At 45.1% G+C, this 14188-nt stretch carries 13 protein-coding genes; 3 read left to right on the top strand and 10 right to left on the bottom strand.

Going from position 1 to position 14188, the window contains the following annotated elements; translation table 11 throughout:
- Window positions 1–47: 47 nt before the first annotated feature.
- The 5 genes from ACFI6J_RS04695 to ACFI6J_RS04715 all read right to left on the bottom strand — a co-directional run bounded on the left by ACFI6J_RS04695 (window position 48) and on the right by ACFI6J_RS04715 (window position 6374).
- On the bottom strand, window positions 48–1718 hold the full coding sequence (locus tag ACFI6J_RS04695) for a S8 family serine peptidase (protein ID WP_039226695.1): 1671 nt from the start codon (window positions 1716–1718) through the stop codon (window positions 48–50).
- A 511-nt stretch (window positions 1719–2229) separates the two neighbouring features.
- Window positions 2230–2970: a 23S rRNA (guanosine(2251)-2'-O)-methyltransferase RlmB gene (gene rlmB / locus ACFI6J_RS04700; RefSeq protein ID WP_462556614.1), complete on the bottom strand. Its 741-nt coding sequence runs from the start codon at window positions 2968–2970 to the stop codon at window positions 2230–2232.
- Window positions 2971–5388, bottom strand: a complete 2418-nt coding sequence (gene rnr / locus ACFI6J_RS04705) for a ribonuclease R (RefSeq protein ID WP_462556617.1) — start codon at window positions 5386–5388, stop codon at window positions 2971–2973.
- A 328-nt stretch (window positions 5389–5716) separates the two neighbouring features.
- Window positions 5717–6076: a HigA family addiction module antitoxin gene (locus tag ACFI6J_RS04710; protein WP_156086982.1), complete on the bottom strand. Its 360-nt coding sequence runs from the start codon at window positions 6074–6076 to the stop codon at window positions 5717–5719.
- A gap of 73 nt (window positions 6077–6149) precedes the next feature.
- Window positions 6150–6374, bottom strand: coding sequence for a hypothetical protein (locus tag ACFI6J_RS04715; RefSeq protein ID WP_231506577.1), 225 nt, complete (start codon window positions 6372–6374; stop codon window positions 6150–6152).
- Between the two features lie 228 nt (window positions 6375–6602).
- On the opposite strand from ACFI6J_RS04715, the gene ACFI6J_RS04720 reads away from it, so the two are divergent.
- Window positions 6603–8303 carry an alkaline phosphatase D family protein gene (locus ACFI6J_RS04720; protein ID WP_156086983.1) on the top strand — a complete coding sequence of 567 codons (1701 nt, stop codon included), beginning with the start codon at window positions 6603–6605 and terminating at the stop codon, window positions 8301–8303.
- A gap of 143 nt (window positions 8304–8446) precedes the next feature.
- Here the strand turns inward: ACFI6J_RS04720 and ACFI6J_RS04725 are convergent, their stop codons facing one another.
- The 3 genes from ACFI6J_RS04725 to ACFI6J_RS04735 form a co-directional block, all read right to left on the bottom strand.
- Entirely contained in the window at window positions 8447–8725 is a 279-nt protein-coding gene (locus tag ACFI6J_RS04725; RefSeq protein ID WP_156086984.1) for a type II toxin-antitoxin system RelE/ParE family toxin, read from the bottom strand.
- Window positions 8706–8954: a CopG family ribbon-helix-helix protein gene (locus tag ACFI6J_RS04730; protein WP_156086985.1), complete on the bottom strand. Its 249-nt coding sequence runs from the start codon at window positions 8952–8954 to the stop codon at window positions 8706–8708. Before ACFI6J_RS04730 ends, ACFI6J_RS04725 begins: the two co-directional genes overlap by 20 nt.
- A gap of 231 nt (window positions 8955–9185) precedes the next feature.
- Window positions 9186–11549, bottom strand: coding sequence for a TonB-dependent receptor (locus ACFI6J_RS04735; RefSeq protein WP_156086986.1), 2364 nt, complete (start codon window positions 11547–11549; stop codon window positions 9186–9188).
- Window positions 11550–11869: 320 nt separating this feature from the next.
- Here ACFI6J_RS04735 and ACFI6J_RS04740 point away from each other — a divergent pair, with 320 nt between their 5' ends.
- Entirely contained in the window at window positions 11870–12151 is a 282-nt protein-coding gene (locus ACFI6J_RS04740; RefSeq protein WP_156086987.1) for a PepSY domain-containing protein, read from the top strand.
- A gap of 101 nt (window positions 12152–12252) precedes the next feature.
- Entirely contained in the window at window positions 12253–12822 is a 570-nt protein-coding gene (locus ACFI6J_RS04745) for a cytochrome b/b6 domain-containing protein (protein WP_156086988.1), read from the top strand.
- 137 nt (window positions 12823–12959) lie between these two features.
- On the opposite strand, the gene ACFI6J_RS04750 is transcribed toward ACFI6J_RS04745, so the two are convergent.
- Window positions 12960–13604, bottom strand: a complete 645-nt coding sequence (locus tag ACFI6J_RS04750; RefSeq protein WP_014977534.1) for a tetratricopeptide repeat protein — start codon at window positions 13602–13604, stop codon at window positions 12960–12962.
- A 178-nt stretch (window positions 13605–13782) separates the two neighbouring features.
- Window positions 13783–14034: a TIGR02647 family protein gene (locus tag ACFI6J_RS04755; RefSeq protein WP_014950925.1), complete on the bottom strand. Its 252-nt coding sequence runs from the start codon at window positions 14032–14034 to the stop codon at window positions 13783–13785.
- Window positions 14035–14188 lie beyond the last annotated feature (154 nt).

Consider the following 14188-nt stretch of genomic DNA (forward strand, 5'->3'; position numbering starts at 1 on the left):
AGCCTGCATAAGCAGGCTTTAACTGTGTCTTAGGGAGACGGGATTACTTACTCATATGAGTATGATAGTGTCACACCGCTGTATGACGAATAAGCGCGAATACCAATGTGCCATGTGCCTGACGCTGGCGCGTCGAATGTACATACTTCGCTGTTGCCATTTTGATAAGGACGACAATCATAGCTATTCGTTTCTGGCTGTGAGCCAAACTTCACGTATAGATCAGCATCGCCTGAACCACCAGAGGTACGAATAGTCATCTGCGTTACACCTTCAGGAATCGTCCAAGTGTAGCGGTCCCAGTTTCTGCGCGTACCTGAAAGGCCGGTTAGCTGACCTGATACTGGTTCTACGCCAGGCTCAGAGCCGCCACCGCCACCAGTACCGCCACCGGCACAACCGTTGGTGTTAAGGTAATTGTAGGCATCAGCAAGCTGCATTAAGCCATAACCGTAGAAGTTATCACGACCCGCACTGCCTTTATCTTCGGCCGTTGCATTAAGTGCACTACGAATTTGGTTGTTTGAACACTGCGGGAAATAACTCCACACTAGTGCTGCACCACCAGCTACGTGTGGCGTCGCCATAGATGTACCGCTGAGTGAAGCGTAGGTATTTGTTGGATAGGTAGACTGAACTGCACTGCCTGGCGCGGCAATTTCAACCTGATCGTTATATTGGCTGTAGCTTGCACGATTTTCGTTTGAGTCTACTGCCGCAACTGACATTACTGCATCATATGAAGCAGGGTAAGACTTCGCACTGTTACCGTCGTTACCTGCCGCCGCAACTAACAACATGCCTGCATCTGTGAAGCTCTGCATTGCATTTCGCTCGGTAGTTGACGAACTGCCGCCACCTAAGCTCATGTTAACAACGTTCGAGCCGGCATCCTGACATTGGGTGATAGCATCGATAAGGTCAGATGCGTAAGTCCATTGGCCATTGTCGTTAAAGATTTTAACGATATGCATATCCACGCCAGGATACACACCAACTACACCTTCGTTATTATCGTATGCTGCAATGGTGCCCGCTACGTGGGTACCGTGACCGTTACCATCGTTATACCAGTTACCTACAGCACTATTATTTGCCTGACCTGTAACGCCATCGTTTGTTCCAGGCAAATCTGGGTGACCCAGGTTGTAACCTGTATCGATGATACATACTTTGCGAGCCGTAGTATCTGACTGTGCAAATTGATTAGCCTGAACCATTGTGTAGCCGTAAGGCGTGGTCTGCGCCATAGGCTTACGACGAACGTCCACTTCAATACTTTCTACGTTTGGATTTTTACGAAGCTTGTTCAGCGCTGACTTACTCATCGTAGCCGCTACCATTTTATGCTTCTTAAGCTCTTTCTTAATTGCACCACCTGCTTTTCTCACTTCTGATTTAGCAGACGCAATATCGAAAGGCTTTTTACCTTTTACTTTGGCACTTGAGATTTGACCTTTACCTTTTAATGCACTCACTTCAACCGTTTCACTGGTCATCTCATCTTTGAACTTGATGATGTAACGCTCTTGGTCAGTGGTGACAAGACGATCGACAGTCAATCGCTTACCTAGTGCTTGTTTTAGGGTTTGAGGCTTTTCTTTAACTTTTACCAGACCTTCGCCTGCTGCCATTGCAGAATTACCCATTAAGCCAAGTGATACAGCTAGAGCAGCTGCTGTTAGACATGTGTGTTTCTTATTTAATTTTGAGTTCAAAATTTATTTCCTGTTTTATCTGTCTTATTAACTTCAACACTGTTTTATTCCGTGCTTTGGAAGCTATTTGTTATTAAATGACATACAGGTATAACCATTACCTCATACGAAAAGCTCATCCATGACAACCGACGCAACTGCGTTGCAACGACCTACCCGTTTGTCAGGTATGCAAATAAACGGTATTACCAATTATTTACAGAGCTCATATTAGGCGGCGAATCAGGCTGTTGAGTATGTTGCCTTAACCCTGGTGAGCATTTTTAATACCTTTAAAAATGCACAAAAAACAACACAACTTATGAAGAGCGCGCCAAATGTGTATTACGAGCAGATTCATGGTAGGAATAAAAAACTATAATTAACATTAATTTCACAAATTCAAATGTAACAAAATATTAAACTCTTTATAAGTTTTACTTAAATATAAAAAAAGCGTGTACCCAAAGGTACACGCTTTTTTAAAAACCAATTGAAAACTCATTAGAGGCTCAATTCTAGCAACTTTGTCTCATAAACTGCGCTGTCTTACGATCTCGTATAAGCACACGCCGGTTGCTACGGACACATTTAAACTTGTCACGCTGCCAGCCATAGGGAGCTTCACCAACTCATCGCATGTTTCTTTGGTGAGCCTACGCATGCCCTTACCTTCAGCCCCCATTACTAATGCAGTTGGGCCTTTCAGGTCTACATCATAAAGGGTCTTATCGGTTTCACCGGCTGTGCCAACAATCCAAAGGCCTTTATCTTGAAGGTGCTTCAAGGTTCTGGCCAGGTTCGTGATTTGAATAAGTGGAACCACTTCAGCTGCACCACAGGCCACCTTTCTTACTGTGCCGTTTAAGCTTGCTGATTTATCTTTCGGTACTACTACCGCGTTCACCCCTGCTCCATCTGCAGTACGCAGGCACGCACCTAGATTATGCGGGTCGGTAACACCGTCTAGTACCAAGATTAAAGGCTGCGCTTCGCTTTCTAAAATTTTGTCTAAGTCAGCTTCATCTAGCACGCGGGCTGGTTTCGCTCTTGCTACCACGCCTTGGTGTTGTTCACCGCTTACTTTGTCATCTAGCGCTTTGCGCTGACAAAACTGAACGGAAATACCGAAACGACGGGCTTGGTTAACAATGTTGGTTAGGCGCTCGTCATTGCGACCTTTTAACACTAACACTTCCATTACACGCTCGGGTTCTTTTTCAAGTACCGACTGCATGGCATGTAAACCGTATAACCATTCTTGCTGCGCCATTTAACGCTTACCTCTTTTATTCAATGACAGTGTTTTGCCGCTACTACCGCCTTTGGCGCTGCCGCGACTTGACGATTTTCCACCGCTACGACTAGACGAGCTTGAGCCGCCTTTGCCTTTGTTCCCTTTTTTATCAGAACGCGAGCCTTTGTCAGAGCGTGATTTGTTATCAAAACGAGTAGGTTTATCTGAAGCCTTTTTCGCAGACCTCACTTTTACCTTCTTACCCTTAGTGCCGCGCAGCATAGACTTATCGAGTAATAAATCAATCTTTCTTTCATCAAGGTTGACCGCTGCTACGGTTACTTCAACCGTATCACCCAACCTGAACTGGCGATGGCCCGACTCACCAACCAGCGCTTGTTTTACATCGTCATAGTGATAATAGTCATCATCTAGCGATGTAATGTGTACTAGGCCGTCGATGTGATATTCGGTAAGACGTATAAATAAACCAAAGTTAGTGACCGAGCTGACCACACCTTCAAAAGTGTCGCCGACGTGGTCGAGCATAAACTCGCACTTAAGCCAGTCGGCTACATCGCGGGTGGCATCATCGGCGCGGCGCTCCGTCATAGAACACTGCTCACCTAACTGTTCAATTTCTTCAACAGTGTAATTTTTCGCGCCACTTACCGCTTTTTTGCCTTGCTGTTTGGCAATAATGCCTTTTAGCGCACGGTGCACGACCAAGTCTGGGTAGCGACGGATAGGTGACGTGAAGTGCGCGTAAGCTTCTAGCGCCAAACCAAAGTGACCTACGTTGTCACCGTCGTAAACCGCTTGCTTCATAGAGCGCAGCAACATGGTTTGAATTAGTTCTTCGTCCACTCGACCGCGGGTTTTAAGCACCACATCGGTAAATGCGGCAGGCTCCGCGTCTTCAACTATGCGATGCGGGATACCAATTTCACTTAAGTAGCTGGTAAATGCAGTCAGCCTGTCGGCGTCTGGTTTGTCGTGCACACGATACAGCGCTGGCGCTTCATGCTTTTCAAGCATAAGCGCCGCACTTACGTTTGCCATGATCATGCACTCTTCAATAAGCTTGTGTGCGTCGTTACGCACCAACGGCACAATATTTTCTATCTTGCGCTGGGCGTTGAATACGAACTTCACTTCTTGGGTTTCAAACTCAATGGCTCCGCGCTTGGCACGGGCTTTTTTAAGCGCGCGGTACAAGTCGTGAAGATTGCGTAGATGAGGTACATGAGGCTCGTAACGCTGATGAAGTTCTTTGTCGCCCTGCAGAATATTCCACACTTTAGTGTAGGTTAAACGGGCGTGTGAGTTCATGACTGCTTCGTAAAACTGGAATTCTTCTAGTTTACCATTTGCACTGATGGTCATCTCACACACCATACATAGGCGATCGACTTCAGGGTTTAGTGAACATAAGCCGTTTGACAGTACTTCTGGCAACATTGGAATTACTTGGTCAGGGAAGTAAACCGAGTTACCGCGTTGCTGCGCTTCATCATCAAGGGCTGAGCCTGTTCTTACATAATGACTTACATCGGCAATGGCTACCCACAGTTGCCAGCCGCCATCGTCTAGCGGTTCACAATATACTGCGTCATCGAAGTCGCGGGCGTCTTCACCATCGATGGTGACCAGCGGAAGCTGGCGTAAATCGATGCGTCCTTCTTTGGCTTCTTCGGGCACTTGGTCAGTTAGATTTTCCACTTGCTTGGTTACGCCTTTAGGCAACTGATGTGGAATATCAAACGTACGAAGTGCCATTTCTATTTCCATACCTGGCGCCATATGTTCACCAAGTACTTCAACAATTTTGCCCACCGGACTCATTTTACGGCGTGGACGCTGGGTAAGCTCTACCACAACCACCTGCCCCATTCGAGCACCGTGTGTGCTCTCTGGTGGAATAACAATTTCGTGCTGCAACCGGCTGTCATCTGGCACAACCATGCCAAAACCTTGTTCAACAAAGTAGCGGCCAACAATTGGCTCGCTGCGTGGCTCTATGACTTGCGTAACAAACGCTTCTTTTCTTCCGCGGCGATCGGTTCCGCTAATGCGCGCTTCTACCACATCGTCGTGAAGGAACAGGTTCATTTGCCCAGCACTGATAAATAAATCACCGCTCTTATCTTCAGGACGCAAAAAGCCGTAGCCATCACGGTGACCAATAATTCTGCCTTTAATGAGTTCATCACGGTTTTGGAGAATGTATTTTTTCTGCTTGGTAAATTGCACCTGACCTTCGCGCTCCATGGCACGTAGTCGGCGCTGAATTCCAATTCGCGCTTCTTCGTCGAAGGCGTTCACCAAGTTACAGATATCAAGAAACGACAACGGCTTGTCGTGCTCTTTTAATAAACTCATTAAATATTCGCGGCTGGCTACCGGATTTTCGTACTTCTCTTTCTCGCGCTGATAATGCGGATCATCACTCATGTATTTTAAATTTACCTTTCGTATTTTGTTCAACGTGTTTTCGTTTGTGGCTTAGTTCTTCAAAGCCCTGTAGAAAACATAAATATGATTGTTTAGACACACAAACCATTTTTGGTTCATGTGGTTATTTGCTGCACAGTATAACAGTATTTGCAGTAAAAGATTGTGCGTTCTTCGGGCCCACAGGATTTGGAAAATTACTTAGCTAGGTGCGCAGATAGCGCCGCTGTCCAAAGTAGCCCATTTTAGTGTAGGTGCAGATAAAAAAGTTTGGTAAGTCCGGCTTATCCAAGTATCACGGCGATGAGCCCGATAGCTGAAATAACAGTTAATAAATAGATTGTAAGCTGGGTTTATTATTTGCTGTCCTATATAAGTCGTAAGCGACTTGGTAATGCATCCATGCCTGAGCACTTATCCCACTTACGGCTTCAAGCTTACGTGCGAATTCAATAGTCAAACTTGAATGGCCGTTGACGAATCGCGATAAATGTTTGCATGAGACTTCTAAACATTGCGCAATCTCTGATTGCTTCAAGGGTGACTTCGACATGCACCTGCGTTTGAATACTTCACCTGGATGAGGTCTTTTAAGATGTTCGGGCCTTGAACCTCGCTCTCCGGTATCAATTAATGCTTTGCCCCGGTCATCTTGATATTCAATACCTATGTGCATGCTTTGTTTCATGGGTTGTACTCTCTGTAATCAAGGCTGAAACAGTCACCATCGTTAAAATAGCAAGTTACCGCGCCACTAGGTTCTAGATTCTAGGTTCTACATTATTCACCGTGATAGTCACATACCAAAGGGCGCTTCCTTCAGGGCTTACTGCTCCGATATCTAGCAAATCTGATACATGTGAGGCAGCATCTAAATCGAACAACGCGTTCCAGACTTCATGACGATATGCTAACGGCAGCCATTCATCGTAATCAGAGAGCCACATTGAAAGTAGCTTTTGATGTAGAAAGCTTACAATTGCCATCCAACTACCCATAAGATTACCACAGAGGTAATTTCGCTTCAAAAAGATGTTCATATATTAACCAGAATCTAAAACGTAAACTTCGATCTAACGTACTGTTATTGATTCAACTAAGCCTGACATCTCTATGTCACAAACACTCAGTATAAAAATGGGTTTTTGTTGCATGAGCGTTCAACAAAACAATGACATCACCAGTTACCTTACAAACTTATAAAGAGCAGGCATATGGATAGAAGAACGTTTATAAAGCTGTCGTCATTCGCAGGTGCGAGCGTGGCAGTGTCTACAGGGCTAGCGGGCTGCACAGTGAGCAATTCAGCAAATAGCCAACCGCAAACTAACGCTACCTTTACCCATGGTGTGGCTAGTGGCGACCCGTTAAAAGACGCCGTTATTATCTGGACGCGCGCCGCCCCGACAACAGAGTCAGGCTCGGGTTTAGCAAAAGCCAATATTTTATGGGAAATGGCAAGCGATGCTGATTTTGCCAACGTGGTAAGTAGCGGGATAGTTGAAGCTAAAGCAACGCATGACTTTACCGTAAAGGTAGACGTAACAGGCCTTACCCCAGCAAGCCGTTATTTTTACCGGTTTAAAAGCGCTGATAATACAAGCCCAGTGGGTGAAACCCGTACGCTACCTGAAGCCGATGTGTCTAACGTCACGTTCGGCATATTTTCTTGTTCCAACTACCCCGCTGGCTTTTTCACGCCTTACATGGAAGCAGCGAAAGACGACAACATCGATTATGTATTACACCTTGGTGACTACATTTATGAGTACGATGGTGAAGGTTACGCAACTGAGCACGCCAAGGAAATTGGCAGGACCTATGCGCCAGATAACGATACCGAGCTTTATACGCTAACCGACTATCGCAATCGCTATGCGCTATATCGCACAGATGAAGGCTTGCTGTCGTTGCATCAAAACAAGCCATTTATTGTTGTGTGGGATGACCATGAAATCACTAACGACACCTACAAGGATGGCGCGGAAAATCACCAAGCTGATGAAGGCGATTTTTATGCACGCCGTGCAGCGGCCGTTCAAGCCTATTATGAATGGCTACCTATTCGCCCACCGTTTGGCACCGAGCGCTTAGAAATTTATCGTCAGTTTACTTTTGGTAAACTTCTTGACTTATACATGCTCGACACCCGCGTTCTTGCCCGCGACAAACAGCTTGAATACGCCAACTATCGCGATGCTGAAACTAAAGCGTTTGACCAAGCGCGCTTTATGAAAGACATCGGCAACCCGAACCGCGGCTTACTCGGTGAAACCCAACGCAACTGGCTACATTCGTCTATGCAGCAAAGCCAGGCTAAATGGCAGGTGTTAGGGCAACAGCTATTAATAGGCCGCATGCTTTTCCCTGTATCTATTTTTAACGGCGTTGAACGCAAAGCAATACCTGCCCATGTACATAGGCTCGCGAATATTAAACGCAAACAAATGCAAGGTGGCGCACTCAGTGAGCAAGAGCAGGCGCTTATTAATACCGTAATGCCATATAACCTAGACGCGTGGGATGGCTACCCTGTTGAGCGGGAACAGGTGCTGATGCAGCTTAAGTCCATCGGCAAGCCAATTATTGCCCTTGCAGGTGATACACATAATGCTTGGCATAATAAATTAACCCTTAAAGATGGTAAAGAGGTAGGGGTTGAACTTGCCACACCAGGCGTGACATCACCCGGTATGGAACATTACTTAAGCATGGATGATGAAATGGCAGAAACGCTTGCAGACGACCTACCGCTTCTAATTGAAGATTTGCAGTACTGTAATCTTCACCAGCGCGGTTTTATGACATTGACCGTTAGCGAAGACAGCGCAAAAGCCACGTGGCACTATGTGGATGCAATTTTGACCAAGGCTGGAAAGGTGGTTAACACGCATAGCTTTGAGATTAAGGCATAGCTTTCTACAATTTTATAAGCGTGTATAGGCTTGAGCCTATACACGTTATTTATAAAGTTAAAGGCTACAAACGCTACCTTACAAGTCTCACAACGAGCTTAGTGCTTTGAACAAATAGTGTGTTTTTAATCTGCGCTCGGTTATTACTGAGCATCATGAAGAACACGTAGTATTTCGATGCAATTTGTAATGATGTTTTCTCGATATATTACGATAAACGGCGGGCCATTAATCACAAGTTCCCGCGTATTCTTCAATCGGCCATGGCGGCCTGCTCTAGGATGTTCTGATAAGACTAGGTGCGAACTATCAATAATGTTCATGACAACGTCAATAGCTACAGAGGGGCTATTTTCTTGAGCAATATGAGCTTCAATTTTCTCTAAATCGGTACCTGCAAGATCAGTCCATTTGAGCTGCACGCTTAGCCTCCCACTTAGCTTTGACATCAGTATGGTCGGTCAAGCGTCCCTCATCAGCGGCTTTCACTCCTTTTTCCACCTCTTGGATAAACCACTCTTCGCGAGCAACGTACTGCTTGATGGCTTCGGCCATCAGCCACGTCCTAGGTCTGTCCATCGCCTTAGCCATTTCGCCTACACGTGCAAGTGTTTCATCATCTAATCTCACTGAGGTAGCTTTTAAAGGCATGTAGATTCTCCGAGGTTCTCTGAGAATCTTTATTGTAATTGCACTAGCATTCAATGTCTTCTTTGCTATTCATCAACAAAGACAGAGTGCAAGACATTATAGTTAAATTGTACCAACTAAAATCAGAGCCTCTGATACTCCTTCTTGTAATCCATACAATTTAAGTTACGTCCTATTCCCATCAAAATAGGGGCATATTGACGGGAATAGGTACTCTCTTACTCTTTACTTCTAGAACTCGTAATAAACACGCACACCAGCAATGCGTGGCATCCCGCGTACGAAGGTAGGAATACCCAATCCACCGCCCGTATTACCAGCATCAATCAAGAATTCTTTATCAAACAGGTTGTTCACGTAAAACTCATAGGCAAACTTGCTGTTGTCTTGAAGCAGCTTCACCGATACATCAGTCAGTGAGTAAGTATCTTGAGAAAGACCAGGGTAATTGCTGCTTTCAAAAAACACTTCTGACTGGAAGCTGGTAAGCCAGTTAACATCAATGTCAAAACTGTCCATATTGAATACTTTGTTGATGTTTATCGCGCCGCTAACTTCTGGCGCTAAGCGGAACTTATTGCCACCGTATTGGAACTCAGATCCATCAGCAGTATTGTCTGCAAATTCGGCATCAAGGAAACCAAGGCTTGCTGTTAGCGTCAGCGTCTCGCTGTAGTTATAGGTCGCCATGCCTTCAATACCCGACATGGTCGAGTCGCCTACCGTTACAGTAATAGACTGTAAGGTTTCTGCGTCGGTAAAGCTTTGCTGATAATCGCTGTATTCGTAGGTGAAAATAGCACCTGAGAACAGGAAGTTCGCGCTTTGGTATTTAATACCTAAATCGTAACTGTCTACTATTTCAGGTTTAGTCACATTAACGCCACCTGCGTTAGCATCCACAACTGGTGAACGTCGTCCCCTTGCGTAGTTCGCGTATACGTTCCAGTTGTTATTAATATCATAGCTTACGGCAAAGCGCGGCAGGGTATCGTCAAAATCGCGCTCGGCATCGAACGTAAATGCACCATCTGCAGTAGTATAAGTATTACGGGTATAACGTGTTTCGTCTATATAGCGCACGCCAGCAGTAATGTTGATGTCGTCGGTAACAAAATACGACACTTCAGCAACATAAGACGCTATATCAAGTTCAGCTTCAAATATAAACGGCCCTTGTATCATAATAGGCGGCAGTGCAGGGTTAGAAATAGGAGAACCATCTTCATTAAACAGTTGCGACACTAACATCGCACGCAGTGCTTCTATTTCTTCTAACGATGCGTCAGTAGCGATATTCTGATTTAGCGGAATGTTTGAGGTGGCCTCAAGCTGTGCTTTTACCGCATCGAAGGTACCACGTACAAATGGGTCTACCATCACATAGTAGGGCAAAATAGAATCGTCTTGAGTAATGGACGCACCTACAAACGCGGCCAATTTATCACCCGAGTCATACACTAAACGCATTGACGCACCTTTAAGCGTGGCATCGTTATCGAAATAGGCATCTTGAATACGCAACGCTGAACCATCAGCATCAAAACCTTCGCTTACTTCTACATCTTTATAGTATGCGTCGGCATGCAGACTGAGCATTTGGTTGAAATCGTAGTTTACGGTTAAGTCATAAGCTTGAAGCGTTCGTTCAATGCCTAGTTCACTGCCTAAACTAAATTCAGCATCAGTAAAAGGGCTAGTATCTCCGCCATTGGGGGCGATAGAGCCTGATTTGAAGGCAATGCCCGGCTGGTCGTTATACTCCATGGCTGCGCGCGCAATGATTTCAAGCTGATCGTAATTCGCTCGCCATGTTGCACGTAGTGCTTGTACTGAAACACCCTGAAGATCTTCGCTGTTGCACGGCACTTCTTCACCAAGATGGTTGTACATATTTGCATTACCGTAATAGGAATCTGCGCTACAGGCATTGTTTTCTACAATGCCGTCCATTTCGCGATAAAGACCTGCTATACGAAAACTGTGGTTGTCGTTAATAGGTTGGTTATACATGAATTCAAGTTCTTGCCCTTGCTCTGAGTTATAGCCAACCTGCACCTTGCCTTCTTGTTCGAAGGTGGGAAGATTAGAATGAATACTCACCGCACCATTGGCTGCCGCTACACCAAACAAGGTTGGCTGGGGGCCTTTTAAAACCTCTACGCGCGCAATATCAAAAAGCGCGACGCTGGCTACCGTCTTTTTACTGATATCAAAGCCATCTTGATATACAGAGATGCGAGGCGTTGCCGACACCGAAGATACGTCGTCAGTCACGCCTCGAATATTAAAAGACGGTAAGCTTACGGCCTGCTCTTGAATTTGAACGTTAGGTAAAATACGAGAAAGCTCATCAAGTTCCATGATATTGGTGCGCTCTAAGAACTCGCTACCTATTACATCCATAGTAACAGGCACATCCATAACGGACTGCTCACGCATTTGTGCGGTTACCGTAATCTCTTCTATATAGTCAGTTTCGTTTTCAGTGTCGGGCGCTACTTCTTGTGCAATTACGGCGCTTGATAGTGCAAATGCAATTGTTGTGGCAAGCATAGAGCGTGGATAAACCGTTCGTGGGTACAGAGGACGCATCAAATCATTCCTTTTGTGTGCTTACAGTATGTTTTGTGTGTTTTTATAAGCATTTCGCCTATAGATTGGCGACATTGCTTACCTTTTAGAATTATCGAAGCAAAAGAATGTAGAGCGCTTTTGAGACGGTTCGATGAACTATCCGTGACATGTCGGAGGCAATTTTGTGACAAGTATTCTGTGCCCCGTTTATGAAACCAAACAGAACTCAATTCTGTACAACAAAGTTGTGCAACCTCTATGCACAAAAGAACAATGTCAGTACAATATTTAAGTAGGGTAGAAAGAACTTTTAAATAAAAAGCGAAACGGAGACTGCAATGAAAAAACTAATGATGGCTACGGCTATTGGCGCCGCGACCTTATTAAGCGCATGTAGTGCAGAGCACGGCACCACTCAGTGTACTACTGCGCCGGAAGCTGAATGGCAAAACCAAGATGCGTTTCAGGCTCAGCTATTAGCGCAAGGCTACAAAATCAACGAATTTAAAGTGACAGGCGGTAACTGCTACGAAATCTACGGCTTCGATAAAGAAGAGAACAAAGTAGAGATTTACTTTAACCCTGTTGATGGCAGCATTGTTAAAAAAGAAATGCAGTAAATTCTGTTTAGCAAACGGTTCATCGAACGCTTGCTTTAAAACTTGATAAAAACGCTGCAAACTATTGCAGCGTTTTTGTTTTACCCTGAGAAAGTCACGTAATGCACAAAGCTAAAGACACGGGTTCAGATATTTATATTTGGGATTGGATTGTGCGCGTGTGCCACTGGGGCCTTGTCGTTACCTTTGTGACCAACTATTTTATTGTAGAGCCAGGTCGCCTTTATCATGAAATAGCCGGTTATATGGCGGTAGCGCTCATATCTATAAGGATTGGCTGGGGCATTTTATCCACCAAATTCGACGGAAGTAAAAGGGTTGCTACTGAATACGCAAGCTTTTCTAAAGTATCATTGCGTCAACAAGCCTTCGCTGAACATATTCAGCACGTAAAACAAAAGAAAATTCCCACTCACCATGGCCACAACCCTTTCGGCTGGCTAATGATAATGGCCGTTATCACGCTACTGCTGGGTTTAGGTATTACCGGTTTTATGATGGAAGAAATAGATGCACTGTTTGGCAATAGTACGCTGGAATGGATACACAGCATTATGGCTGATGTATTGTACGGCTGTGTGTTGGTGCATATTGCTTCCGTGTTTGCTGTACAACGTATGGGTAATATTCAGTTAGTTCGCCCTATGCTTACTGGCTGGCGTAAGCGTTAAGCCTACGTAAAGACATAGATGTGCTACGGACATAAATACGCTTTTGCAGAAGCTGGCTTGTTCTGTTTGCCAGCCTTTCTGCCCTAAAGATTTTAGTTGCCTGCAGGTGTTCGTTATCACCTCGCCGCTTGTGGCTTTTAACTATCTAAAGGCCGCTTTGCCTCTCGCACGGCTTTCGGGTGCATTAATTTTTCTAAGCGAGCGAGGTAAGACGCAATTTGCTGATGCTGCTTTTTATCGTTGGTCACCGAGTTATAAAGCCAGTGGTATGCGTCTTCATAATCGTAAGGACTGCCATAACCGTCCAAAAACAACTCAACCAAGTGAATTTGCGCTTTTAGGTTTTTAAGCGCAGCGGCTTCACGCAAATACACTACGGCGCGAGATTTATCCTGCTGCACAAGCGTGCCCTTTGCATAGTAACGCCCCAATTGCTCTAGTGCTGCTGGCAAACCTTGATTCGCGGCATCTTCCATGTAGCCAATACCACGGGCAGGTTCAGCGTCTACGCACACGCCCCATGCCAGCATATCTCCCCATAAAAACTGGTAGGCCGGTACTTTCAACACGTTGGCACGCGCTTCAATGTCTTGTACTAATTGGCATCGATCAGCCACTACTTTGTCTAAATGCGTATTAGCATTAATCATATCGATTAAGGCATCTTGGCTGTAAAGCTGAACTGCGCGAAGCTCTTCAATCGTTTCCCCTTCAAGAGCATGAGCGGAAAAGCCGGTGACAGTCGCGCAGATAAATAAGGCTGTGTGTAGAATACGTTTCATAGCAAAAGAGTATGTGTTGATTACAATGTCTTAGTTAAGGTATCGACTAATTATAGATTATCTTAACCAAGACATACTTTTCTTTACGAATGGACACATGAGCGTCTGCGGCCAGCTCATATCTGCTTTCAACTTTATGTTGACCACCTGCATTTAACCGTACGCCAGCATCTTGCTTTTAGTGACTACTTTTTCGTGGGCACATGGCCGATTGGATATGGCGGGCGTGATCTGCTAGGTCAATACCTAAATCAGTTAGGTAACCACCGTCTGGCTGGGTGATTAGGCCTTTGGAGTATAGCCTGGATGCTGCGTTCACCATGCTTTGGCTTGCATCGTGATGAATTTTTAAACCTTGAAGTAGGCTGTCTGTTGGAAACTTCAGTAACAAATTTAATTCGTCTAACATGTCCTGATCGAATGAACTCATGTAACCACCTTAGGCAAAAGGGTTAGTAGGGATTTAGCACGCTGGCCACTGTAAAACACCTCGGCAAAGCACTATGGTAACAACCTATACCGAAGCGAACACACCAAAGCACTGTTAGCCCTAGATTTGTTAATATTTTTAACGCTTTCTTATA

It is taken from the genome of Alteromonas sp. G4i13, assembly GCF_054960505.1.

Coding starts and splice junctions, on each gene's coding strand:
- rlmB (WP_462556614.1), bottom strand. CDS start 2,970: ATGGCGCAGCAAGAATGGTTATACGGTTTACATGCCATGCAGTCGGTA.
- rnr (WP_462556617.1), bottom strand. CDS start 5,388: ATGAGTGATGATCCGCATTATCAGCGCGAGAAAGAGAAGTACGAAAAT.
- ACFI6J_RS04710 (WP_156086982.1), bottom strand. CDS start 6,076: ATGAAACAAAGCATGCACATAGGTATTGAATATCAAGATGACCGGGGC.
- ACFI6J_RS04715 (WP_231506577.1), bottom strand. CDS start 6,374: ATGGCAATTGTAAGCTTTCTACATCAAAAGCTACTTTCAATGTGGCTC.
- ACFI6J_RS04720 (WP_156086983.1), top strand. CDS start 6,603: ATGGATAGAAGAACGTTTATAAAGCTGTCGTCATTCGCAGGTGCGAGC.
- ACFI6J_RS04730 (WP_156086985.1), bottom strand. CDS start 8,954: ATGCCTTTAAAAGCTACCTCAGTGAGATTAGATGATGAAACACTTGCA.
- ACFI6J_RS04735 (WP_156086986.1), bottom strand. CDS start 11,549: ATGCGTCCTCTGTACCCACGAACGGTTTATCCACGCTCTATGCTTGCC.
- ACFI6J_RS04740 (WP_156086987.1), top strand. CDS start 11,870: ATGAAAAAACTAATGATGGCTACGGCTATTGGCGCCGCGACCTTATTA.
- ACFI6J_RS04745 (WP_156086988.1), top strand. CDS start 12,253: ATGCACAAAGCTAAAGACACGGGTTCAGATATTTATATTTGGGATTGG.
- ACFI6J_RS04750 (WP_014977534.1), bottom strand. CDS start 13,604: ATGAAACGTATTCTACACACAGCCTTATTTATCTGCGCGACTGTCACC.
- ACFI6J_RS04755 (WP_014950925.1), bottom strand. CDS start 14,034: ATGAGTTCATTCGATCAGGACATGTTAGACGAATTAAATTTGTTACTG.